Below are 23277 nucleotides of genomic sequence, written 5' to 3'. Positions count from 1 at the left end.
GCCCGCGAAGGGAGGGCGCGGCATGAGCGGTACCAATCCGTTTCTCGACCCCGCGCGGCAGACGGAACTGTACGGCCACGCCTCCCGTCTCGCCGGCCGGTCAAACGCTCTGATGCGGGCCAAGACCTCCGGCCGGCCCGTTCCGGACACGATCGTCGAGCTGGTGCGATCCCATCACGCGCGAGCCGACCGTCTCGGTGCGGTCCTGGACATCGGCTGCGGTCGCGGTACGAGCAGCGCGGCGCTCGCCAGTCTGCTACACCCGCGGCGTGTCGTCGGTCTCGACGCGGCCCCGGCCTTGATCGACCAGGCCCGCGAGCGGACCCGTCATCTGCCGGGCGTGCAGGTGAGCTTCCTCCAAGGGGACTTCCATCGGCTGCCCCTGCCCGCCGGGTCGTGCGACCTGGCGGTGGCCGCGTTCTGCCTGTACCACTCTCCTCGCCCGGAGACGGTCGTAGCGGAGATCAACCGCGTTCTCGCCCCCGGAGCGCTGGCAGTGCTGGTCACCAAGAGCCTCGACAGCTACCGGGAAATGGACCAGCTGGTCGCCACGGCGGGCCTCGATCCTCACGCCGAGCGGCACGAGAGCCTGTACGTTTCGGCGCACAGCGGCAATCTCGCCGAGTTGGCGGCGACGTCGCTCGACGTGGTGACCGCCGAAAACGAGGAGCACACCTTCACCTTCGACGGTCACGACCACATCGCCGAGTACGTGGCGACCAACCCGAAGTACGGCCTAGCTCCGGGCCTGTACGGGAATCCGGGAGCGCTTGCATCGTTGCTTCACGAGTCCGTGCCGGACCGGCCGCTCACCACTCGGTCCGTCATCACGTTCGTCGTGGCCCAGCCCAGGAAAGGCCGATCATGACGAGTGGCGACTTCACCAAGTTCTATGAGACTTCCGATCAGATCTCCGCCGCTGTCCGTCACCATTGGTGGATCACGGAACACGCGCGACCCTTGCGGCTGCCGGCGTTCGTGGTGATCGGGCCGACCAGCCTGACCTACCAGCGGATCGAAGGACGTCCAGTCCACCGGAAGGACCTGCCCGCGCTGGCGGCGCTACTGGGCCATGCCCACGGCTCCGCCTGGGCGAGCGACCTGCGAGCAGCCGACTTGGCCACACCGCACAGATTCCAGGACGGCACCGCCTTCGCCGACTACCTCGGCCCCCGCAGGGCCGCCCTCCAACACCGGCTGGAGCAGGGTTACTTACCCAACAAGGCTGCTCTGCACGCGATGCTGACGCTGCTGGAAAGCACGGCGGAGGGACCCACCGCCTTCTACAAGGACAGCAACCCCCGGAACTTTCTCATCACCGATGCCGGGGCTGTCTTCACCGTCGACACCGACGACCTCACGCTGGCGCCGATGGCCTACGACCTCGCGAAGCTGATCGCCACGCTGCTTCTGACGTACGGACCGCTCTCGGATCAGGCCATCGACACGGCCCTACACGCCTATAACGAGGCCGCGGATCACCACGACACCCGCCTCGGTGCCACGGACCGCGACCGCCTCGACGACTTTCTCGTCCTGCACGCCGTCCTGACCGCCCCCTACATCGGGCGCAACGGCTACAGCCACGGTTGGCCACCCAACTACCCCCGACTCCGAGGTCGAGCATGATCATCACCGAACTCGTCTTCGTCCGCCACGGCGAGGCTCAGTGCAACGCCGACGGACTGGTTGGAGGACCGCGGACCTGCACCGGACTGACCGATCGCGGCTACGCCCAGGTGGAGCAGGCCGCACGTCGGCTCGCCGACGAACACCGAGAGAAGCCGTTCGACGCGCTCTACGCCGGACCGCGCCTGCGCCTGATCCAGACCGGTGAGATCATCAGTCAGACCCTTCGGATCCCGCTCATCACGGACGTCCGGCTCGACGGCCCGGTCCACGGCGACGCCGACGGCAGACCCTGGGCCGAGGTGAAGACCGCCGCCGGCGGCGGGCCTCATGCCCACCCGGACACACCCTGGGCTCTGGGATCCGACACCTGGAACGGATACCTGAAACGGGCCGGCGCCCACCTGGCACAGCTCATCGAAGAACACGAAGGCGACCGTGTCCTGTTCGCCGCACACGGCGAGACCGTGATCGTCGCCCACACACTGCTCCTGGGCATCCCGCTCGGCTCCCCCGCGGGCTTCACGGTCACGCACGGTTCCATCACGCGCTGGCAGCATCACCGCAACCGGCTGGACCAAACCCGATGGATCCTCGACCGGCACAACGACACCTCGCACCAGGCCCTCCTGGCGAAGGAGGCCTGCTCGTGATCACGGCCTTCGTTGATCCGCGCCTGGAACTGGCCCGCGACAGGGTCGGTTCCGTCCGCGTTGTGCCGGATCCGTCCCTTCCGCCACGCCTGCTCCAGCTGGCCGACGGTCAGGGACGGAGATACTTCGCGAAGCAGCACGACAACCGATCAAGGTACGTCCAGGAGGTCCAGGCGTACCGCACCTGGTCGCGGCACCTCCAAGGACATGTGCCCGAGTTGGTCGGCTGTCACGACAGCACGTGCACGCTGCTGGTGACCGCGCTGTCCGGCACGCGGGCAGATGCTGTGACCCCAGGATCGCCTGAGGAGGAACTGGCCCACCACGAGGCCGGTCGCGTACTGCGACTGCTCCACCAGGCCACCCTTATTCCGCGCTCTGACGCCGTCGGCCCCGACCTGGCACGACGCCTTGCTCGTTGGATCGGCCGGGCGGATCAGGCCGGTCTCATTTCCGCCGATGAACGCGAACTCCTGACCGCCCACCAGGACGTATTGGCGAGCACGGTCATGGACAGCGCTGTGTGCCACCTCGACTACCAGCCACGGAACTGGAACATAGGCGAGTCCTTCGGCCTCTACGACCTGGAACACATGCGGCGCGATGCCCGCGTCCGAGACTTCGCCCGTCTCGAATTCCGCCGCTGGCAGGTGGCTTCCCATCTCCGGAACGCGTTCTACTCCGGATACGGGCGCGGGCCCACCGACATGGAGCAACGCCTCCTCGAATCCTTCGGCGCCATCGAGGCGGTCACCGCCCTGGTGCGCGGATATGAGCAGGAGGATCTCTCCCTCTCCGCCCACGGCCGCACCGTCCTGGCCCGGCTGAGCTGAAACGTCGACACCATCGCTTCTGGAGACGCACCGTGACACAGCAGCTGAGTCATCAGCACACCCACTTCCCCCGCCGCGCCGTCGTGACCGGCTCCGCCGGCTTCATCGGTTCCCACCTCGCACACGCCCTCGTCCAGGCCGGGACCGTCGTCATCGGTGTCGATCGCCGTGACCCCTCCACCGACCAAACCGCCGCGGCCAACCTCAACCCTCTCCGGTCGCACCAGGGGTACATACACGTCACAGCCGACCTGATCGGCTGTGCCATCGACCCCCTCCTGATCGACGCGGACGCGGTCTTCCACCTCGCCGCCATCCCCGGCGTTCGCCCCTCCTGGGGACCACAGTTCGGCGATTACGTCGCCTCCAACATCCTGGCTACCAAGCGCCTACTCGACGCCGTCGGGCGCATGCGCGTTCCCCGCCTGGTCGTCGCCTCCTCCTCCAGCGTCTATGGCGCCACCGATGGCGGACGCAGCGTCGAGACCGACCACCCGCGGCCCGCGTCACCGTACGCCGTCACCAAGCTCGCCGAGGAGCAGCTCTGCCTCGCCCACGCCGCGCAGCCCCACTGCCCCACCACCGTCGTCGCACTGCGATATTTCACCGTTTACGGCCCCCGGCAGCGCACCGATATGTTCACCCACCGTGCTCTGCTGGCCGCCCTGACCGGCCAGCCGCTGCGCCTCTACGGTGACGGTCACCAGCGCCGGGATTTCACCTACATCGACGACGCGGTCGCAGCCACCATCGCCGCGGCCACCGCTCCTGCCGCACGCGGTGTGATCAACGTGGGGGGAGGCTCGAACGCCTCCCTCCTCGAAGTGATCAGCATCGCCAACAGCCTCGTCGGCCGCGATATCGAGGTGCGTCAGGAGAACCCCCGCCACGGCGACGTCCCCACCACCCGCGCCCACCCCGGTCGCGCACATGAGGTCTTGGGCTGGCATGCGCTGGTCGACCTCACCAGCGGCATACGCGCCCACATGCAAGCCCTGGCCGCTGAGCCCAGCATGTACAGCCGAGCCGCCTAACCAGACGGAAGTCAGGAGGAGCTGCTGTGGAGGGTCCTGAGCGAGCACGACTCGATGCTTTCTTCCGGCGGGTCACCGGACAATTCCCCGTCGGCGGCCCGATCACCTCTTTCATCATCACGCACCTGCTCTCTGAGCGTCCGGCATTCCTGCGCGCGATGGCGAGGACCTCGACAGTCGGTGCCGTACTGCCCAAGCCCAAGTCCGTTGACCAGCGGACGCTGGAAGTGGTCCAGAGCGCCTACACCGTCCACCACCTCAGCAGGGAACTGTTCGCCGACTCCACCCGTGCGCTGGACTACGTGGAGGACACGGCAGGCGGGCAGGACGTCGTCCTCGTGGACATCGGCGGTTACTTCGCTCCCAGCCTCGGCACGTTGGTCGAGAAGTTCTCCGGCCGTGTCCTTGGCGTTGTGGAAGACACGGAGAACGGGCACCAGCGGTACGCGGCGCTCGGCCGCATACCGTGTCCCGTCGTCTCGGTGGCCCGCTCCCCCCTCAAGGACTGCGAGGACCACCTCGTGGGCCGGTCCATCGTCTTCTCCACCGACGCTCTGGTCCGGGCCCGCGGCGACATCCTGACCAGCCGAAACGCCTGCGTCCTCGGCTTCGGTAAGGTCGGGCGCGCCATCGCGCAGACACTCCGGGCCAACGACCTGCGGGTCACGGTCTACGACACGGACCCGGTCCGGCGAGTGCAGGCGCACTCCCAGGGCTTCCGTACGAGATCGACCACCGCCGAGGCGGTCAGGGACGCCGAACTCGTCCTGTGCGCCACCGGAAACCTCGCACTGCGTCAGCACGACTTCGCCGCCCTGCGCAACGGCGCCTACCTCGCTTCGGTGACCTCTTCGGAAGACGAGCTGGAACTCTCAGCCCTCCACGAGCTCTACCAGCGCATCCCTGTTGGGGAACAGCTGACGCGCTACGAGATCACCGGTCACTATTTCTACGTGCTCGCCGACGGCGGCGCCGTCAACTTCGTACACGGAGCAGCCGTCGGCACCTACATCCACCTCGTCCAGGCCGAGATACTCGCCGCCACGGCCGCCCTCAGCCACGGCCGCTTCCAACCTGGCCTGCACAGCATGCCCATGACCGATCGCCAGGCCATCGCCAGGATCTGGCTCGACCACTTCGACAGGTGATCTCATGCCGCCGTCCCCGGACCACATCCGAGCCACAGCCGAGGCGTACCTCAGTCGCCACCCCGGCGAGCAGCGACTTCTCGAAGTGCTGTTCACCGCTCTGGCCGACACGCAGGACCCCACGCACCGCAAGACCTTTCCAGCTCACGTCACCTGCAGCGCCATCGTCCTCGACGACACCGACCGAGTGCTCCACATCCGCCACAACGCGACAGGCAAGTTCCTCGCACCGGGGGGACACGTCGAACGGGACGACCAGGACCTCGTTCACGCCGCCCTGCGCGAGCTCGCGGAGGAGACCGGCATCCCCAGCGACGCGGTCGTCCCCCTCCAAGGGTTTGAGACGGTTCCCCTGGACATCGACGTGCATGAGATCGACGCCAACCTCGCCAAGGGCGAGCCGGGACACCAGCATGTCAACTTCCGCTTCATCTTCCGGCTCAAGGCACAGCGCCGGGTGACGCTCCAGAGCGAGGAGGTCAGCGGTTACGAGTGGCGGTCGTTCCGGGGAGCCGCCTCACCGACCATCCGCGCCAAGCTGGCCCTCCTTGAACGTCCTGCGAGTTCCTGAGACCCGATCGACAGGAGTACGCCATGACCGCCGCTCCAACAGCACAGCCACGCACTGAGCGTCGCCACATAGCGATCATCCCTTGCCGGTGGGGGGCCTCGCGCTTCCCGGGCAAGCCCTTGGCCCCGCTCGGGGACAAGCCTCTGCTGTGGCATGTGCACAAACGCTGCATGGAGGCCACGCGTCTCGACGGCGTGTTGGTCGCGACAGACGACGAACGCATCGAGGCCGTTTGCCGCGAACTGGGCATCGAATGCATGCGCACCCGAGAACACCTCACCGGCACCGACCGCGTCGCGGAATGTGCTGAACGCGTTTCCGCGGACGCCTACATCAACGTCCAGGGCGACGAGCCGTTCATCGCGCCGACCGCGATCGACGCCGTCTCCGACGCTCTCCACCACCTCACCGTCGGCACACTCGCGGTGAACGCCTACACGGAACTGGACGACGCTGGCGCCGTCCTCGATCACAACGTCGTGAAAGTCGTGCTGGGAACCGGCGGAAACGCCTTGATGTTCTCGCGCCAACCGATCCCCTATCCGCGAGGGGCACGCCCGACGTATCTGCGTCAGCTGGGACTCTACGGCTTCACCAGTGAGGCTCTCCGTCAGTTTCGGCAGCTCCCGCAAGGGCCGCTGGAACGGACCGAGGGTGTGGAGATGCTGCGCTTCATCGAGCACGGGTACGGCGTTCGGATGCTTCCCGTCGCCGACAAAGGCGTGGCGGTTGACACGCCCGAAGACCTCGCAAGGGCTTTCAAACTCCTGGGTAACCGAGTCGATGAGCACGACGATGCCGCAAGGAGCATTTCGCAGGCGGCCTCGGCGAGGCGATAGAGACGCAAGCAGCCGTCGGCAGCCGCTCCGTCGAACCCACGAGATCCCTTCAGACGAGATCCCCGTCCTTGCCTCACTCTCCCCGTCCGACCTGAAGGTCCTTGCCGACCAGGCGCGCCCGCTTCGCCGGCGAGGTTTCTCCCGATTTTGGAACAGGAGCCGCCGACGTGGCCGACGAGACAACTGTCACCGACGACGAAACCGGCCCTGAACAGCACAGCGAGGAGCTGAGGTTCAACTACAACGGCGGCGACACCAGCGAGTTGGCCCAGCACTTGACCGGGCGCAGCCTGAGCGCCCGCCTGCCCACGCTGGTCCGTCGCTCCTTCTCCCTGGCCTGGGCGGTGGACCGGCGATCGACGATCGCTCTGCTGGCCTGCCAGGTCGTCTCAGGCCTGTTGGAGGCACTCGGCCTGTTCGCGACCACCGCGGCGCTCAGCGCGCTGATCCAGTCCGCTCAGGACCCCGCTCAGCTGCGCGCGGCCGTGCCCTCCGTGGCGATCCTGGGCGGGGCGGCCGGTTCACGAGCGGTCCTGGGCATCGCGATCCAGTCCCTATCGCACCGGCTCGCGCCGCGGATCTCGCGTGAGGCGGAGTACCGCATGCTGGAGGCGGCCACCAACGCCGAGATGGCCGCCTACGACCACCCCGGCTTCAACGACCGCTACGACAAGGCCGACCGAGGAGTCGAGGTCAGCCGCGACATGATCGGCCAGTCACAGAACCTGGTCTCCTCGGCCGCCACGCTGATCGCCACAGCCGTGGTCATCGCCGCGCTCGCCCCGATCCTGCTGCCGCTGCTCGCACTCACCGCGGTGCCCCAGGCCGCGGCCTCCGTAGCGGGCGAACGGGTCGCCTATTTGGCGACGCTGAGGACGTTCCACGATCGCCGCATGCTGAACATGCTGCGCTGGCACCTGACCCACAAGGACCAGGCCGACCATATCCGCACCGACACCCTGGCCCCCTACTTGCTGGACAAATACCGGGCCAGCGGCGTGCGGGTGGACCGCACCAACGATCAGGCCGCCTGGCAGCGCGCCAGGATCAACCTTGTGGGTTCCGCCGTCAGCGGCCTCGCCTCGGCGCTGATGTGGGCCGGCGTGATGCTGCTGCTCGGCACCGGTCATATCAGCGCCGCTGCCGCCGGCACGCTCGTCTTCACGCTGCGCTCGGCTTCCCGCGGCCTGTACGGCATCGTTGGGTACGGAACCGATCTCATGCGCACCGGCCGATATATGGACGACTGGGAGTCCTTCGTCGAGGAGGCGGCCGGGCAACGCCTGGACCGGGGGGACATCGTGCCGGGCCGCCCCCGGCATGTCGCCCTCCACCAGGTGACCTTCCGTTACCCTGACGCTGATCGCGACACCCTGCACGAGGTGGACTTCGTGGTCCGGCGGGGAGAGATCGTCGCCGTGGTGGGCGAGAACGGCTCGGGCAAGACCACGCTGATGAAACTGCTGTCCGGGCTCAACCTGCCCACCTCCGGGGTGGTCACCTGGGACGGGGTCAGCACGCGTGATCTGGACCCGCACGCCTTATGGAAGCAGTGCGCGGTCGTGCCGCAGGAGTTCGCCCGCTGGCCGATGACCGCCCGGGAGAACATCCACCTCGGCCAGCCCCAGCCTGAGGGAGACGACGCGGTACGGCGGGCGGCCACCGCCAGCGGCGCCGACTCGGTGATCAGCGTGCTGCGGAGCGGCTTGGACACGCTGCTTGCGCGGGAATGGTGGGGCGGTCAGGCCCTCTCCTCCGGGCAGTGGCAGCGCATCGCCGGCGCCAGGGCGATCCACCGGGACGTCGGCCTGCTGGTGATGGACGAGCCCACCTCCGACCTGGACGCCCGAGCCGAGCACCGCATCTTCACCGGATTGCGTCAGCTCGCCCAAGACCGAGCGATCGTGCTCGTTACGCACAACCTCGCCAACACGGTCGTCGCCGACCGGATCGTGGTCATGGCAGACGGGCGTGTGACCGCCGAGGGTCCCTTCTCCGAACTAATCTCCCAGCCCGGGCTGTTTCGCGACCTGTGGCTCCTGCAACAGGACCGCGCAACCCCCGCCACGTAGGAGAGCACGACATGACCATCGATCCTCAAAACGCACACCGTCAAAGACAGCGGGAGGCGAGGCCAACTGGGTGCGCACGCTCTCACCGCCGAGCGGGGTGCTCGGCATGGGCCTGCCGCCGACGTTCCTGATCGCGCAGCAGCCGCCTTATTGCCCCTGCTGTCGGTGCCGCGGGAGCTGACGCGGAGCTACAGTAGCGACTCTGTCGAGCGTTACCGCTCGAATCCATGAAAAACCCGATTTCATGCATGCTATTGACGTTGTCCTCGGGTCTCTGTAATTGAAGAACCTGCTGATGCGGGTCAGTCCGGTATTCGACATCGATAACGTCGTGTTGTCGTCGACTCTGATAAGGGTGTGAATCTCGGAAGTCGGCCCCGAGGTGTCTCCCGAATAATTTCAATCACGCCAAAGGCGTACAGGGAGGGCGGCCAATCGCGTGGCCAATGCTCAGCCAATGGTTCGCCACTTATGACTGGTCATGATCGCTATTGCATCGCCGCTGGTAGGCGGCTTGGTGTGCGGCCTCTTGCTGGCCCGACTCTATGGGCAACGCCGTGATCGAGGCAAGGGCAGTTGGTTGTGCATGGCAATCTGGCCTGACCGCGACTTTTGGAATTCGCGGACTGTATTCTTTTTGTCATTCTATTGATGGCTGGCCTTTCTTGATGATGGTCTAATCGCTACACCTGGCCTGTTTCGCTTGTTTGCTTGCACTGTCGCATATTGCCCTATGGTCCGCCCCTTCTCCTGTCGGCGAAAACATGGTAAAGGCGCACGGGATGTCATTGCGTCGGTCTCTGTTCTGCGGTTCAATTGAATTGCGAAAGAGAAACGGTGCCGCGACTTTGTGGCCCTGGTGATCGGAGATCGAAAGATGTCGAATGGAGTTCCCGGTAAGTGCGTCCCTTCCAACGTTCCGGGGGAGAAGCTCACGCCGGAAGACATGGCGCGCGTGACGCCGGACGATTGGGCGGAGATTCAGCGGCTCGCACGCGGCTACTGCCGTACGGTCGACGCCACACGTTCCCGTAAGCGCATGGATGGAAGCGCGACCATCGTTAAGCAGGGTCACGCGCCGTACGGGACAGACGACGTATCGGACGACGTCACGCAGGACGCGGTACTTCTGTTCGCTCAGCGTCTGCGCGATGTCCTCGCGTCCTGCGCCCCTACCCCTGACAGTGGCCCTACCCGGGACACTCAGGCGTGGGTCTATGTCCGTAGGGACGGCGGAGAGTTGACCATCACACGGACGACCCTGCAGCGGTGGGCGGTTCGCGATGCCGCCGCGCGCAACGGCTACCGGATCGATGTTCCGGCCAATGACATCGACGCCACGCCGGGCGCTCAGCTCATGCGCGGCGTTCCCCGTACCGAGACAGTCACGGGGGCCGCCGTCGCCTTCTGCGTCTCTCAGCACAGCGCGGAGATGTTCCGTCAGGCGTTCGGCGATGGTCGCGACTTCCCGACCATCGGGCGCATGATCGATATCGCGTCCAACGCTCAGGACCTAGGGCGAACGGGCATCTTGAGCACCGTTGCCCAGGCACGCTATGGCGGCGCGTATGGCTCTCGCCGGGCCGTGATCCGGGTGCGTGAGGCGGCACGCGCGGAGTGGCGGGAACTGTCGGAGCGTCTTGACGACGTCAGGAGCACGATGGTTCACGGCGGAACCAACGGCGTAGAGGACTGACGAAACCCGCTGAGAAGGGCCTCAGAGAGCGTTCTGAGGCCCTTTCTCATGCCCACAGATGCACCTACCCGGTTCAGTGACGATGAATTAGCGAGGCAGGGCGCGGACGCTTGGGCTGTGGCAACTCCCGTATTCAAGTGAGAGCAGAATCCGCCGGTGCGCGTCTGCCGCGTCCGGTGCGATGTTCGCTCTTACGGTGCTTTTCTGCGGCTTGGTTGCTGAGCCGTAGGACGGCTACAGATCGGAGTTCCTGACCGTTCGCATAGTGCGCGGTGACGTTGGTAAAACGTCGCCGGGCGCGGACGGTCGGGCCGTTCCGGTCACCGTATTTAAGTGAGAACGAAATCCGCCGGTGCGCGTCTGAAGCATCTGGCGCGATGTTCGTTCTCACATGTTGTTCTGTGGCTCACGTAGCCGTGCTACAGGACGGCAAGGAGGCCGGAACGGTGGCCGTCGGTGCGGCGTGCGCGGCAATGCTGCGGAAATGTTGCCGCGTGCGGACGGTCGGGCCGTTCCGGCCACCGTATTTAAGTGAGAGTAATTCGCGCCGCGAGAGCGCCGGACACACCGGACTCCGCCATACGTGAACCGCCGTCCTGATTCCCGCATCCGCCGGACCGTACGGAAGGCCGCCGGACAGGCGCCGCGAAAAGGGAGGCAATCGTATGGAGGTGAATTCTGCCGTCCCGGCCGGCTGGTCCGTGGGAGACCTGACGGTCTGCGGCGGGGGCCGAGTGATGCGCGTGGCCGCGTTGGGTGAGGTTCGCCCGGACACCGCGACGCTGGTGCCCGCCACCGATCCCGGCGGCGCGCGTGAGTACGTGGTGACGGTAGCGCTCACGCCGATGCCCACGGCCGCCGAGGTGATCACCTGTCTTGGCTGTCTGGCCAAGACCCATCTGTGGATCGACGCCACGCACACTAACCGGGCATCGGGAGCGGGCGTGCGGCTGATCCGCTGCTCACGCTGCTACAGCGATGCTCTGGATCTCCGGGACTGTGAGATCCATGCGGTCAGCGCGACCGTACGACCGCATCACCTGAGCCGCCGTCGCCGGTACTGACGGCCCGCCATTCCACCTTTCTGAAACTTTTTGGAGTCGCCATGGCGATGACGCATGCCCTGACCCTGCCACCCGGATGGATCATCAGCTCCCGGCTGGTGCCCGCGTGGCAGATCGACGCCGATCACCTGCTGGAGGTGGAGGCCGCCGGGCGGACCGATGAGGGCCGGATCCGCTGGCGCTACCGGCTGTCTCGGCGCCGCCGCACGATCTTCAGCGGGTCCGACATCTGCTCGGGTGTCGGCGCGGTTCTGACGCCCGATGAGTTGATCAGCGCGGCCCGGACGATTCTGCACTACCTCACCCTGCGACCGGGCGACACCGACGCCGACTATTTCGACTCTTACACCAGGGCGCAGCTGGAGTGGCGCGACCGGTACGCCGAAGAGCTGTCGATCTACGCCATGGACGAGTGGTGCGGCTACTGCGGCGGCGACCACGCCTCGCCCGGCTGCCCGGCCCGGACCTGAGGGGGGGCACGATCATGGGACGTTGGTACGGGCTCTGGCACGGCGGCAACGGGTACGGCTCACCACAGCCGGATGATCTGGAGGAGTTCTCTTCCCTGGCCGATGCCCGGCGCAAGCTGTCCGATCGGCACCGGTACGGCTACTGGCAGCGCTCGCCCTTCGCGTTCGCTCACCGCGAGGCCGCCGACGTCCTCACCCCGTGCGTGGGGGACGACTGCGAAATCAGGCTGTACGGCTCCGCCGACGGGCTCGACTACCCCGATCGGCGGATCTTCCTTGGACCGCGCGGCGGCGTCCGCATCGAACGCTGCTGACCCCGCCCTTCTTCATTCCATCGCCCTCGGCTGACCGCGCCGGGGGTTTCTTCATGTTCAGGAGGACACTTATGACCTCTGGTCTGGATCACACGGTGCGGCTGAGCCGTCCGGCGGACTTCATCGCGATCGTGCCCTACATGCTGGGATTCTACCCGGAGCGCAGCATCATCGCGATGGCGTTCGAACCCACCGCCGACCCTGACAGCACCGCCCGGGGGCTGCGGTTCAGCATGCGTTTCGACCTGCCGGACAACTCCGAGGACACGCCCGACCTGGCCCGGCGCTTCGCCGACCTGCTCACCCGCAACGGCACCGAACGGGCGATGCTCATCGGGTACGGGCCCGGGTGGCACGTCACTCCCGTGATGGACGCGGTACGCGGCGCACTGTCGGATGCGGGGATCGACACGATCGACGCGCTGCGGGTCGAGGACGGCCGCTACTGGTCATACACCTGCCCCGATCCCGACTGCTGCTCACCCGACGGCGTCCCGTACGACGCGGGGAGCAACCCGGCCGCCGCGGCGGCGGTGTTCGCCGGGTATGTTGCCCGGCCCAACCGCGCGGCACTCGAAGCCATGCTCGCCCCGGCCGGGGGACAGGACCGGGAACAGGTGCAGGCCGCCACCCGGGAAGCCTGCGCCGAGGCGCGCAGCCTGCTTGCCACTGGGGGCGATCACGACTGGTATCACGAGGGACTTGCTCAGGTCGCCGCCGCGCTGGACCGCACCCAGGCCGGACAGGACCTGTCCGCCGACGAGGTCGCCAGGCTCGCCGTCCGACTCAGTGCGATCTTCGTCCGAGACGCGGCCATGACCTTGATCGGCCGATACGACGACGACACCCACATCAGGCTGTGGACCCAACTCACCCGCAGGGTGGAACCGGACTTCGCCGCCCCTCCCGCCGCGCTGCTGGCGTTCCTCGCACTGCGCACCGGAGACGGACCGCTGGCGCGCGTCGCCGTGGAACGGGCGCTGTCGGCCGATCCCCGCTACAGCCTGGCAGGACTGATCCGCACCGCCCTGGACTGCGGGCTACCGCCGGAGACCGTCTGCGGCATGGACTTCGCGGGCATGGCCGACGAGATCGCCGACAAGGCCGCGCAGTGCCCGGACCTTGCGCGACCGGTGCTACCGGTGGGCTGGTGAACGGCATGGGCTACGCCTCCACCCGATCGGTCGCCCTGACCGGCCTCACTGCGCATGTGATCGACGTCGAGGCCGAGGCCGTACCCGGCGACGCGGAGTTGCATCTGGTCGGCCTGCCCGAATCGTCGGTCTGGCCTGCCCGCGCACGAATCCGGGCCGCGATCCTCAACAGCGGAACAGCCTGGCCGGACGCCAGGATCACGGTGAGCGTGACACCGATCATCCCACCGGTCTACGACGCGGCGGCCGATCTCGCGCTGGCCGTGGCGCTGCTGGCCGCCGCCGGTGTCATCCCACCCAAACGGATCGCCGGGCGGGTATTCCTCGGCGAACTGGCCCTGGACGGTGGGATACGCCCCATCAGAGGCGTCCTGCCGATGGTGGCTGCCGCTGTCCGGGCCGGAATCAGCAGAGTCGCCGTCCCCGCCGACTGCGCTCGGGAGGCGGCGCAGGTGCCCGGCACCGTGGTGATGCCCGTAACCCGGCTGGCCGACGTGGTCGACCAGCTCCGCCACGGGACCCTCCGCGATCAGCACGACAGGGAGCCGGAGCCTGCGCCGTCATCGCCCTTCGCCGTCGACCTGGCCGACGTGTCCGGCAACCAGGCGGCCCGCCACGCGCTCGAGGTCTGCGCAGCAGGCGGGCACCACCTGTTCCTGTCCGGCGACGGCCCAGCCACGATGCTCGCCGAACGCCTACCGGGCATCCTGCCGCCGCTGACCGACAAGGCCGCCCGCCAGGTCGCCGAGATCCACTCGCTGGCCGGACAATCCGACAGGGCACCGGGGATCACGCCTCCGCTGTCCGCGCCGCACCATACGGAGACTCCTACAGCGATCTTCGGCAGTGTGGCGGGCAACCGCCCGGGTGCGGTCTCGCTCGCCCACCGCGGCGTGCTGCATCTGGCCGACGCGCCGGAGTTCGCCCGCCCGGTCCTGGACGGCCTGTGCCGGCCAATGGACAGCGGACAGATCCACCTCGCAGGGCAGGGCCGCAGCGTCCGCTACCCGGCACGGTTCACCCTGGTTCTCGATGCTCGCCCCTGCCAGTGCCCTGCAGGGCGGGAAGAGTGTGGCTGCACACCGGAGGCAAGGCGCCGCTACCGGGCGCGCCTGGCCCTGCTCCTGTCACGCGTCGCCGTACGCGCGCCTGTCGAGTGGGGGGATGGCCAAGCGCGGGCGAGTGAATCGAGCGCGGCGGTGGCCGTGCGGGTGCTCGCAGCGAGAGTGCGGGCGGCTCACCGGCTGGCCGACACGCCGTGGCGGAGGAACGCAGAGGTACCAGCGTCAGACCTGCGAACGCGCTTTCCCGTCGTGCCGGAGGCCGCCGAGCTGCTCCGATCGGCGGTCAACACCGGGCTCGTGACGGCTGACGGGCTGCCCCGGCTGCTGCGCGTGGCCTGGACACTGGCGGACCTGCGCGGTGCCGACCGCCCGCAGCTCGACGACGCGGCGGGTGCCCTGGAGTTGTGGAAGGGGGCGAACGGCGATGGAACCCGGTGAGCGCGTCCTGGTCCGCCCCTTCTTCCACATCCCGGTGCGGCCGTGGTGGACGGAGTCCTACCAGTCTCCGTTTTACTACCCGGGCACGGTGACCAAGGTCAACAAGCAGCGCGAACGCGCGCATGTGGAACTGGACGAGTCGCTCTATCCCACACCGTGGCAGGACCGCATCCAGGTTTTCCACGTCAGCGATATCCACAGGTACGGCTGTCGCTGCCAGGAGTGCTCCAAGCCAGGCCGGGACATCTACCGATTCCGCGCTGAGCAAGAGCGTATGCGCAACGAAGAGCAGCCATAAAGCCAACTCCGGACCGGCGGGCGCTGTCCCGTTTCAAAGCGCCCGCCGAATCCGTTACATCCGTACCGTCGCTGCGGATCGGCGCGGGTGACGGTCTCGGTGGGCGGACGTTCGGGCTGTGCCGTCGTCCGTATTTAGATGTGAGCCTCGATCGAAGTTAATAAAGCTCGGTCGGCAATCTCAAATGCTCCCTGCGGTGCCAGATCGGCCCGCTTTTAACTCGTCAACGAATTACTTTGAAAGGAGTCCGGGATGAACGAATGGGAAGTCGAGGAATTGGCGATCGAGGTCGCCGAGCATCTGGAGGGCTACCGGCCCCTGGTGCGGCCCGGTCATCCGGCCTACCTCATGGGACCCGCCGGCGCGCGGCTCGTCGTGCATCCGATCTGGAATCAGCGGGGACGGATCAGGGTGCTCGGTGTCTACCCCGACGGCAGCAGGGGCATGTGTCCTGACCTGCGACGGCATGAGATCACGGTGACAGCGGCGCGAGGGGCGAAGTTCGTCGCGAAGAGGATCGAGCGCCGCCTACTGCCCGACTATCGACGGGACCTGATCACCTGCTTTGAGCGGTTGGCGAAGAGGGTGACCGAGAACGGCACACGGGCTGAGATCATCGAAACCCTGGTGGAACTGCTGCCGGAGGCCTCGCTCACCGAGAAAGAGCGAGAGACCGTCGTCCGGTGGCGGCTGGAGGCCGCGTCCGGCTCGTTCACCGTTTACGGCGACAGCACGAGCACGATCGAAATTTGCGTAGCCGACCGTGAACTGACCGAACGCGTGGCCTACGCCGTACAGCAACGCTCCACATGAGCTCGCCCGAACTCCGGCGCTCTCGCTGGAGAATGCGGCAGATCTGGTAATTCTCCTTACCATCATCAGCTACGACATCGACGGCACCGGCCACGGCCGGTGCCTTTCTCATTTCCACCGCACCGAGGGGAGACAGACATGTCCAGGGAGTCTCTGGAATGGCTGAACGCCAACACCTTGATCGGCTTCACCGAGAAGCGCGGTACGGCCTGGCACTACCGCGCGAGCATGCAAGGCGAGGAGCCGAACCACTATCCCGGCCCGATCCCTGTGGACGACGTCAAGCGGCGGCTGTTCGGCTGGGAGGCGCTGAGCAGCCCCGTCTACGTGGAAGACCCGCGCGGCGGACTGGCCCAGGTGCCCGGCAGGCAGGCCATCGTGCGCAGCGACAACGGCCATGTCATGGGCATCTTCTCCGACGGCTACGAGCCACATCCCTACGTCGAATGGCTGATCAACACCGTCTCCAGGCTCCTGGACGCCGATCTGTCGATCGGATCCGCCGGGCTGCTAAAGGGCGGAGCGGTCGCCTGGGTGTCGGTCGAGGTGCCCGAGAACGTCGTCACGCCCGAAGGCGTCGAGTTCCGGCCCCACCTGTTCGGTGCGACGTCCTTCGACGGTTCCCTGGCCACGACGTTCAAAAGGGCAGTGACTCACATCGTCTGTGACAATACGATGGCCGCTGGTCTCGCCGAGCGCGGGCAGCAGGTCAAGATCAAGCACTCCCGGTATTCGAAGCTGCGGCTCGCCGAAGCTCGGGACGCGCTGAACATCGTCTATGCGCTGGCCGACGAGTTCTCGATGGTCGTACGCGAGTTGTGCCGGGTCGAGGTCAGCGAGCGGCAGTGGCAGGCGTTCTTAGAGGCCCACACACCGATGCCACAGGGGCGAGGCCGCAGCCGAACGATGGCGGAGAACAAGCGAGACACCCTGGCCAAGCTTTGGAACCACGACCTACGCGTAGCGCCGTGGCGTGGTACGGCCTGGGGCGTGGTGCAGGCGGTCAACACCTTCACCCATCACGAGCAAAACGTACGCGGGGCTGAGCGAGCCGAACGCAACATGCTCCGCGCGGTCACCGGCGGCATCGAGGAACTCGATCAAAGCACCCTGTTCACCCTGTCCGAGGTGCTTGGCGAGGCGGTGATCTCTCGCTTCCGTCGGTAAGCCGGGACGGTGCATGCCCTTCGGGCGACGCGTCGGACTCGCCCTTGCGTGAGTCGCTTGAGAGCGGAGCATGGGGCTTCGCTCTCAGCGCGAGATTGGAGCGATATGGGCGGGCCAGTCGCGCGAGCGCGGTTCAGGAAGCGCAGCGTGCGTCGGCTGCTCTGGTTTCAGGCGTTGTCGCCACCCAGCGACGCGGCAGCGCGGGCTGCGGATTACAGGCTGACACAGATGTGTGGGCCATAAGGTGTTCTCGGCGATGGTCCGCGTCTACGTCACGGGAGGAGAAACGGGTGAACGCCGAGACGGCGAACCTGCTCTTCGACGTGGTTGAGCGGTTGGAAAAGAGCATCGTCGCTCGCGACTGCCCCGCGGTCGTCATGCTGGACGGGGAGCGCCGTTTCATCCTCAGTGACTACGACTACCTGCGTGATCGGGAAACTGCCGTAGCCTTCGAGCGCAGAGCCGCCGCGAAGGCAGGCGAGATCGGTGCAAAGCGCTGGGTCTTCGCGGTGCCGCAGGTCTGGATCTTCGAACCTCCGAGCACTGTGGCCACGCGCGCGGTCTCGAATCACCCTCTGCGCGAGGGCGAGCAGGAGGCGATCACGTGGATGAGCTTCGACCGTGACGACGGTGTGGACTATGGCCGGGTGGCCTACGTGCGCCGCCCCAGTGGCGAACCGGTCTTCGAGGAGCCGGAAATGTTCGAGGTGGGCGTACGGCCGAGGGAGATCATGCCGGGGTTCACGCTGCTGCGGGAACTCCTCAACGAGTAGTGGGGCCGATCCCCCGAGGGGGAACGGCCCCTGACCGGTTCCACTCTTTGCGAAAGAGAAATGTGATCGGTCGAGTCCAGCCTATGCCCCCTGTATCGGTGATGGAGAGCATTCGGCGGTCACGCCGCGAGGACGGCCACAAGGCAGCCGGCGAACATGAACGGTCCATACGGGATGAGCGTGGATGCGGAGCCCTTCCGGCTGATCAGCAGGGCCACCGCAAACAGCGCCGCCAGCATGAGCCCCGCACCGATGCCGGCCACCCAGCTATGTAGGTCGATAGTCCCGAGGATCCCGCCGACGAGGCCGGACGCCTTGACGTCCCCCGGTCCGAGTGCGGTGTTCATCCGGCGGAAGCACCAGTAGAGCGAGAAGGTGCCCACGGCGCCGAGGACCAGGCCCACGGCGAGCGCTCCGTCCCTGCTCACCAACCCGCCGACGGCCACGAGCGCCAGGAGGACGGCGTACGAGGGCAGCGTGAGCGCGTCCGGCAGCCGTCGCGCCCGCAGGTCGATCACGCTGAGCGCCACTCCAGCAGCGGCCATATAGAGGTATGCGGGGAGAAGCGGAGCAGGACCGATACGCCAGCCGAGCAGCCCGAATACCGCCGCAGTGATGATCTCGGTTGCGTACGGCACGCCTTTTCGCGGGGCGAAGTGATCGGCGAGGATCCGGACGATTCGCCCGATGAGGAGGCCGCCGGTGGTGGTCCCCAGGGCAACGCCGATCATAGACACGATGTCCCCCGCTCAGCAAGGCGCCTGTATAAGCCGCTTCGTCTACGCAGCGAGAGCAAAGAATAGCTGTGGGTGATTTATGATCTTCAAGTTGTTTCGCTAAGCTAGCCACTCCACCAGCCATTTTTGGTGCTCGTCCGGCTCCACCGCCGGCGCGGTCGGCTCTTCGGTCCAGGCGCCAGCCCTCCTGGCACTGCATCTATCCGCAACGTCCTCGCCCGCTGCGCACACCGGCTCTCCAACCGCGACCCACACGGGATCCTCACGATCTCACTCGTCCCGGTCGCGGTATCGGTCACACACCCTGCTCGGCCGACGCGGCAACGTCGGCTTCTCCCGAAACCATCATCCGGTTATCTGGGAAGGTACGCCCCTTCCCAGTGATCCACAGATTCCGATCATTGCTCGCGGGCATCCGCCAAGACAGGTGTGTTGAACAGCAGTGCGCACCCCCGCAGCGGCACCCGGCGCGCTCATGAGACGAGAAGAAGACAAACTCGCGCGCTGCATCCCCGGCGTTCGCGCGCACCGGTAATCAGGTCGTCACATCAGCAACCGCCCACGCTACCCGGCGTCATTGGGGCGCCCGGACCACGCTGGGCCATTAACGCGGCTCACCAGGCCGCAACGCGCGACCCCACTGCCCGCACCCACGGTCACACAAGCACTACAGGGATAAGGCCCTGCAAAACCAATCGCGACCCTCCCGATTATCCCGCCCGAGCCACGCCAGGACAAACCAATAAGAGCCGCACAAAGCTTCACTATCGGTCTATCCGGCACGGCCAGTTTCCGGATTATCAGGAAAAACGTCCGAAAACATCATTCCAGGTCACACCATAACTTGGGCCCCAGTCGAAGCCATCACTCACGCCAGCGCGAGCACCAGGCAGTCCACTGCAGCCGATGAAACTCTCCGACCCCCTGTCTGACCGCCACTGCCTACGGAGATATCAGGATTATTTCGGTCGAGCATCCAAATTTCGGCTGGCCCGATATTGCACCTTGATTTGGTGTGATTTTTTTCACATTGCCCAGATTTGTCCGACGATTTACAGTTCGAGTAAGATCATCCAACATCATTACGAAAGGAAATCTCATGAAGGTAATGAAAGTCGCGGCGGCGCTGGCTGTTTCGGTAGCCACTCTCGCAATTCCGGCAGTCGCATACGCGTCCTGCTCCGGCACGTGCGCATCTTACCCGTCATACTTCAGCTTCGACACGACACTGACCGGGCCGACCCGCTACTACAATGGATCAAACGTGAAGATCACCTTTAGCAGTTCCGCCGACGGTCCTCAAAACGGTGTAGCCAATCCGTACGTGGCGCTTTACAGAGACAACCTTATATCGGATGACTACATCGGCCGGCAGACTTTCGTCTACGGCGGATCGGTGAACAAGACCTGGACGGGAGTCGGCTCCGGAGACTATTACTTTTACTACCAAAAGACCTTTGATGGGCGCACGCTGTCGAGCAGTAATGTCGTAATGTCTGCCAGCTAGCAGCATTCACCGCAGTCGCGCCGCAAGTGGGCCGGACCCGTTACCTGACCTTACGGGTTCGGCCCCTGTTGGCCGGGTGCTTCTGGTCACAGGCAGCGCCGGCAGTCGGCGGCACCTGAACATGCCAACCATGCCAGCCATCACAAGGGTTGGTATCCAGGAGGAAAGATGCTTAGGGGAACCGTTCTTCTTTTCGCAATCCCAATACTTGTCGTTTTCCTTGTAGTCTGGAATGCAAAGATCCATCCATCAAAGCTGCGACTGCTCGGAGCCATCGCGCTGGTAGGATATTCACTCCTAGCACTGAATGTGACGCTGTTTCCGTTGCCATTTCAACCGGCGCTGCTACATGATCTCCGGCTGAGTGACTCGCCCCAAAATAACCTGATACCCATCCAGGGGCTCATTCAGCTAATAGGGCGCGAAAGTTCGGAAGTAGCAGCGAGGCAAATTGTTGGCAATGTCCTGCTTTTGCTACCGCTTGGCTATCTAGTGCCCACGGTGTGGAAAGTTAGAAGTATCCGCCGCCTGATGCTTATCGCACTTATCGTTTCCCTGGGTATAGAGCTAACACAATTTGCCGTATCTCGCGCGATCGGTTATACCTATAAGATCTTCGATATTGACGACATTCTCTTGAATACCTTGGGTGGAATAATAGGCTATGGTGCATATCTAGCGCTGATTCCGGTGGTGCGATCTTCCGGGATGGGAGATGTCGAAGATTCTGGTCTCTCGAAGGGTCATCGCGCCTCGACCTCGCCTTCATCGTCCGGCAGCACCCAGCCTAACGCCAAGATCATAAAATAGATAGAGCGCCGCTGTGGGTGTGGCCACTGCAGCACATCGTCTCTAGACTCGTTCGCATTAGGGGGTCACCATCTTTGCGTCCTGTTGCAAAACACGCCACACGCGCAATGCCCCGGCTGCATTGACGTTTTCTCATTGAATTCAGCTGATCCGGCGGTGTTCGAAGTGTACGAGCACCTGCGCCTTGGTAGCCGGGGCCGGCTATGACGGGCATGGTCGTGGCGTAGCGGTGGACGGCGGGCAGGACGTGGCGGCGGGCGGCTTCGATGTCGGCGGCTCCGCCGGGTTCGACGTGGCTGGTCCGGATGGGGAACCGTCGGGTTCGCACAGTGCTCGGACGTTTTCCCCGAAGTCGCTGGTTTTGCCGGAGAACCAGGCGTCGATGGTTTCGCCTTTCACGCTGGTGGTCTTGATGCGGCACCGATCGGTGTTGAAGATCTTGCCGTCGAGGATGAGGTGGGGGACGCCGGCGGCGACGGCGCGGTCCAGTGCTTGGTGGAGGTCGGGGGCCTGGGTGGATAGGACGTCGATGGCCTCGTGCAGGTAGCGGTAGGCGGTGGCCTGGGATAGCCCGAATGCGATGCCGTGCAGGCGGATGTTGGGCTTGGAGCGGAACCAGGCCAGGGCGAACAGGGCTTGATGGAAGCAGGTCAGGCGCCGGGAGTTCTTCGGTGTGCCGCGGCGGCGGCGCTCCCGGTAGAGCAGGCGGCCGACGTAGCCGAGCAGTTCACGGGGGACGTCGAGCGTGGCAGGATAGGCGATCACGTGGAGCCTTCTCGGTATGAGGATCTTGTGGTGAGACCCCTTCTACCGGAGGCTCCACGTCTGTTTTTGGCGTCCGAGATTTGTCCGCGTGTCTACCCGGGCCTGGTCGTCCATGCCGAGGAAAGCCCTACTGTTCGATTCGTTCAGGCTGATGAAGTGTAATTAGATGAGGCGCCTAATCAATCGAATAAGAATCAGACCGGCCTGCTATACGCGGGCCGGGCTTGTGGCATGAGAGCAGGTCCCGGCCCGCGCTGCGGCCCCAAGCATCCACACTCAAACCTATGGCAAAGAGGCGAGAGCAGAGAGCGCTTCGCCTCATCAGCGAAGAGCTCTCTGCTCTTTCATAAAGAGGATTGCGTTCGCGACATCCCCCCTAGTGGCGCCCTAGTTCTAGTAAATCGTCGCGGACGTCGCGGTAGCCAGTCCACTCAGAACGACTGTTGTGCCGGGCCCCCGCTTGCCTGTGCTGTGACTTACGCCGCCGTAGATCCACGTTCCTGACGCGGTGTAACTGCCCGTCCTGAACGAGGAGCGATACGGCCAACTCCCTGTGAGCGTTCCAGGAGTTCCGAAGAACCCCTGATCCGCATACGGTGTCTGCCCGGACTTCCAGCAAACATCGCTGGACTGGCAGATGTTGTCATTGCTGATGTCTGGGCTTACAGGTGCTTCCACCTTCTTGATACTGAGGACCTGACCTGTGGCGACGTCCATCGTGATGACCGTCTCCACCGTAGGCGAAGCGGATGGTGTCGCCGAAGCACCGGACGGCGCAGCGAGAACCGCACTCAGCCCCATCGCCACGGCGAGGGGCACGCGAAGCTGCTTGATTCCTGCGCGCGGAAAACGCATCGATCCTCCTGCTTGAGGGGTTCCTGACAGCAGAAGATCTATATGCCTTAACCGCTCATGTCAAGATATGTCGGTTTTCCACCATCCGAATACCGGGAAGCTATCGCCCCGATAAGATTCGGCGTAGTCGATCCGAGGTTGATGATTAGTAACGGATATAACACTTCCTGTAGCCGCGTCCACTGTGACATAGGTCTGACCGGGGTCCCTCGGCAGGGTGTGCATATCTGCCGAGGCTCTTGCCGACATGCCAACTATGGCGGATACGGCGACTGCCAGGAGGACCGTAGACCTTCTACTGGCAGCTTTGGAGTTCTTCACTGCTCTCCTCGCTTTTGGGTATCGGTGACGGCTTGACGGGTGGTGCGAGAAGCAGCGTAGCGAGAACTAGGCGTGAAGACTGCACCTGCCGCTCGGTCACGGGCCTAGAAGCCCTAGCACTACAGCCGGGTTTTGTGATTTACAGTTCTGGGTCATGTCGGACGAGCTGACCGCGACCTTCAGGAGTGAGTGGCCGGGCTGGATGTGTTGTTCGGGCGGGTGGAGCCGCGCAGGCAGGCGGGGGCGTATCTG

General features: G+C 65.3%; 23 protein-coding genes. 21 read left to right on the top strand and 2 right to left on the bottom strand.

What is annotated here, in order from left to right; genetic code table 11:
• Nucleotides 1-22: 22 nt before the first annotated feature.
• The 19 genes from HCK04_RS37445 (at nucleotide 23) to HCK04_RS37355 (ending at nucleotide 18030) form a co-directional block, all read left to right on the top strand.
• Nucleotides 23-868: a class I SAM-dependent methyltransferase gene (locus tag HCK04_RS37445; RefSeq protein ID WP_142652131.1), complete on the top strand. Its 846-nt coding sequence runs from the start codon at nucleotides 23-25 to the stop codon at nucleotides 866-868.
• Nucleotides 865-1629, top strand: a complete 765-nt coding sequence (locus HCK04_RS37440) for a phosphotransferase (protein ID WP_142652129.1) — start codon at nucleotides 865-867, stop codon at nucleotides 1627-1629. Before HCK04_RS37445 ends, HCK04_RS37440 begins: the two co-directional genes overlap by 4 nt.
• Nucleotides 1626-2282: a histidine phosphatase family protein gene (locus HCK04_RS37435; RefSeq protein WP_142652127.1), complete on the top strand. Its 657-nt coding sequence runs from the start codon at nucleotides 1626-1628 to the stop codon at nucleotides 2280-2282. The genes HCK04_RS37440 and HCK04_RS37435 overlap by 4 nt, the downstream gene beginning before the upstream one ends.
• Nucleotides 2279-3115 carry a phosphotransferase gene (locus HCK04_RS37430; protein WP_142652125.1) on the top strand — a complete coding sequence of 279 codons (837 nt, stop codon included), beginning with the start codon at nucleotides 2279-2281 and terminating at the stop codon, nucleotides 3113-3115. Before HCK04_RS37435 ends, HCK04_RS37430 begins: the two co-directional genes overlap by 4 nt.
• A 32-nt stretch (nucleotides 3116-3147) precedes the next feature.
• Nucleotides 3148-4149, top strand: coding sequence for an NAD-dependent epimerase/dehydratase family protein (locus HCK04_RS37425; RefSeq protein WP_205831191.1), 1002 nt, complete (start codon nucleotides 3148-3150; stop codon nucleotides 4147-4149).
• Between the two features lie 158 nt (nucleotides 4150-4307).
• A complete protein-coding gene (locus HCK04_RS37420) occupies nucleotides 4308-5297 on the top strand; it encodes an adenosylhomocysteinase (protein ID WP_240972182.1) in 990 nt (329 codons plus the stop codon).
• 4 nt (nucleotides 5298-5301) lie between these two features.
• The gene (locus tag HCK04_RS37415; protein WP_142652121.1) at nucleotides 5302-5868 is read left to right on the top strand and encodes an NUDIX domain-containing protein; all 567 of its coding nucleotides are present in this window, start codon (nucleotides 5302-5304) and stop codon (nucleotides 5866-5868) included.
• Between the two features lie 23 nt (nucleotides 5869-5891).
• Nucleotides 5892-6707, top strand: coding sequence for a 3-deoxy-manno-octulosonate cytidylyltransferase (locus tag HCK04_RS37410; protein ID WP_142652119.1), 816 nt, complete (start codon nucleotides 5892-5894; stop codon nucleotides 6705-6707).
• A gap of 167 nt (nucleotides 6708-6874) precedes the next feature.
• Nucleotides 6875-8779 carry an ABC transporter ATP-binding protein gene (locus tag HCK04_RS44500; protein ID WP_142652118.1) on the top strand — a complete coding sequence of 635 codons (1905 nt, stop codon included), beginning with the start codon at nucleotides 6875-6877 and terminating at the stop codon, nucleotides 8777-8779.
• An 850-nt stretch (nucleotides 8780-9629) separates the two neighbouring features.
• Nucleotides 9630-10475: a hypothetical protein gene (locus HCK04_RS37400; protein ID WP_205831190.1), complete on the top strand. Its 846-nt coding sequence runs from the start codon at nucleotides 9630-9632 to the stop codon at nucleotides 10473-10475.
• A 734-nt stretch (nucleotides 10476-11209) separates the two neighbouring features.
• Entirely contained in the window at nucleotides 11210-11539 is a 330-nt protein-coding gene (locus HCK04_RS37395) for a hypothetical protein (RefSeq protein WP_142652116.1), read from the top strand.
• Between the two features lie 41 nt (nucleotides 11540-11580).
• Entirely contained in the window at nucleotides 11581-12009 is a 429-nt protein-coding gene (locus tag HCK04_RS37390; protein WP_142652114.1) for a hypothetical protein, read from the top strand.
• Nucleotides 12010-12023: 14 nt separating this feature from the next.
• Entirely contained in the window at nucleotides 12024-12323 is a 300-nt protein-coding gene (locus HCK04_RS37385; RefSeq protein ID WP_142652112.1) for a hypothetical protein, read from the top strand.
• Between the two features lie 71 nt (nucleotides 12324-12394).
• Nucleotides 12395-13477 carry a DUF4192 domain-containing protein gene (locus HCK04_RS37380; protein ID WP_168066575.1) on the top strand — a complete coding sequence of 361 codons (1083 nt, stop codon included), beginning with the start codon at nucleotides 12395-12397 and terminating at the stop codon, nucleotides 13475-13477.
• A 5-nt stretch (nucleotides 13478-13482) separates the two neighbouring features.
• Nucleotides 13483-14979, top strand: a complete 1497-nt coding sequence (locus HCK04_RS37375) for an ATP-binding protein (protein ID WP_142652151.1) — start codon at nucleotides 13483-13485, stop codon at nucleotides 14977-14979.
• A complete protein-coding gene (locus HCK04_RS37370) occupies nucleotides 14966-15277 on the top strand; it encodes a hypothetical protein (RefSeq protein WP_142652108.1) in 312 nt (103 codons plus the stop codon). The genes HCK04_RS37375 and HCK04_RS37370 overlap by 14 nt, the downstream gene beginning before the upstream one ends.
• A 276-nt stretch (nucleotides 15278-15553) precedes the next feature.
• The gene (locus HCK04_RS37365) at nucleotides 15554-16090 is read left to right on the top strand and encodes a hypothetical protein (protein WP_142652106.1); all 537 of its coding nucleotides are present in this window, start codon (nucleotides 15554-15556) and stop codon (nucleotides 16088-16090) included.
• A gap of 138 nt (nucleotides 16091-16228) precedes the next feature.
• Complete coding sequence (locus tag HCK04_RS37360; RefSeq protein WP_142652103.1) at nucleotides 16229-17257, top strand: DUF932 domain-containing protein; 1029 nt, start codon at nucleotides 16229-16231, stop codon at nucleotides 17255-17257.
• Nucleotides 17258-17547: 290 nt separating this feature from the next.
• Nucleotides 17548-18030: a hypothetical protein gene (locus HCK04_RS37355; protein WP_142652101.1), complete on the top strand. Its 483-nt coding sequence runs from the start codon at nucleotides 17548-17550 to the stop codon at nucleotides 18028-18030.
• Nucleotides 18031-18149: 119 nt separating this feature from the next.
• Here HCK04_RS37355 and HCK04_RS37350 read toward each other — a convergent pair whose 3' ends face one another.
• Nucleotides 18150-18761, bottom strand: a complete 612-nt coding sequence (locus HCK04_RS37350; RefSeq protein ID WP_142652099.1) for a prepilin peptidase — start codon at nucleotides 18759-18761, stop codon at nucleotides 18150-18152.
• 1105 nt (nucleotides 18762-19866) lie between these two features.
• Here HCK04_RS37350 and HCK04_RS37345 point away from each other — a divergent pair.
• The gene (locus tag HCK04_RS37345) at nucleotides 19867-20274 is read left to right on the top strand and encodes a hypothetical protein (protein ID WP_142652097.1); all 408 of its coding nucleotides are present in this window, start codon (nucleotides 19867-19869) and stop codon (nucleotides 20272-20274) included.
• Between the two features lie 168 nt (nucleotides 20275-20442).
• Nucleotides 20443-21084, top strand: coding sequence for a VanZ family protein (locus tag HCK04_RS37340; RefSeq protein ID WP_142652095.1), 642 nt, complete (start codon nucleotides 20443-20445; stop codon nucleotides 21082-21084).
• A 201-nt stretch (nucleotides 21085-21285) separates the two neighbouring features.
• Here HCK04_RS37340 and HCK04_RS37335 read toward each other — a convergent pair whose 3' ends face one another.
• The gene (locus HCK04_RS37335; RefSeq protein ID WP_168066573.1) at nucleotides 21286-21849 is read right to left on the bottom strand and encodes a transposase family protein; all 564 of its coding nucleotides are present in this window, start codon (nucleotides 21847-21849) and stop codon (nucleotides 21286-21288) included.
• Nucleotides 21850-23277 lie beyond the last annotated feature (1428 nt).

This window comes from Microbispora sp. CL1-1, from assembly GCF_012034195.1.
GTDB lineage: Bacteria > Actinomycetota > Actinomycetes > Streptosporangiales > Streptosporangiaceae > Microbispora.
This window is presented reverse-complemented; position numbering and strand designations above follow the sequence as displayed.

Bases quoted from the DNA above. Each gene is read 5' to 3' on its own strand.
- HCK04_RS37340 (WP_142652095.1), top strand. From the start codon at position 20,443: ATGCTTAGGGGAACCGTTCTTCTTTTCGCAATCCCAATACTTGTCGTT.
- HCK04_RS37370 (WP_142652108.1), top strand. From the start codon at position 14,966: ATGGAACCCGGTGAGCGCGTCCTGGTCCGCCCCTTCTTCCACATCCCG.
- HCK04_RS37375 (WP_142652151.1), top strand. From the start codon at position 13,483: ATGGGCTACGCCTCCACCCGATCGGTCGCCCTGACCGGCCTCACTGCG.
- HCK04_RS37380 (WP_168066575.1), top strand. From the start codon at position 12,395: ATGACCTCTGGTCTGGATCACACGGTGCGGCTGAGCCGTCCGGCGGAC.
- HCK04_RS37360 (WP_142652103.1), top strand. From the start codon at position 16,229: ATGTCCAGGGAGTCTCTGGAATGGCTGAACGCCAACACCTTGATCGGC.
- HCK04_RS37385 (WP_142652112.1), top strand. From the start codon at position 12,024: ATGGGACGTTGGTACGGGCTCTGGCACGGCGGCAACGGGTACGGCTCA.
- HCK04_RS37410 (WP_142652119.1), top strand. From the start codon at position 5,892: ATGACCGCCGCTCCAACAGCACAGCCACGCACTGAGCGTCGCCACATA.
- HCK04_RS37345 (WP_142652097.1), top strand. From the start codon at position 19,867: ATGAAGGTAATGAAAGTCGCGGCGGCGCTGGCTGTTTCGGTAGCCACT.
- HCK04_RS37435 (WP_142652127.1), top strand. From the start codon at position 1,626: ATGATCATCACCGAACTCGTCTTCGTCCGCCACGGCGAGGCTCAGTGC.
- HCK04_RS37390 (WP_142652114.1), top strand. From the start codon at position 11,581: ATGGCGATGACGCATGCCCTGACCCTGCCACCCGGATGGATCATCAGC.
- HCK04_RS37440 (WP_142652129.1), top strand. From the start codon at position 865: ATGACGAGTGGCGACTTCACCAAGTTCTATGAGACTTCCGATCAGATC.
- HCK04_RS37420 (WP_240972182.1), top strand. From the start codon at position 4,308: ATGGCGAGGACCTCGACAGTCGGTGCCGTACTGCCCAAGCCCAAGTCC.
- HCK04_RS37445 (WP_142652131.1), top strand. From the start codon at position 23: ATGAGCGGTACCAATCCGTTTCTCGACCCCGCGCGGCAGACGGAACTG.
- HCK04_RS37415 (WP_142652121.1), top strand. From the start codon at position 5,302: ATGCCGCCGTCCCCGGACCACATCCGAGCCACAGCCGAGGCGTACCTC.
- HCK04_RS37350 (WP_142652099.1), bottom strand. From the start codon at position 18,761: ATGATCGGCGTTGCCCTGGGGACCACCACCGGCGGCCTCCTCATCGGG.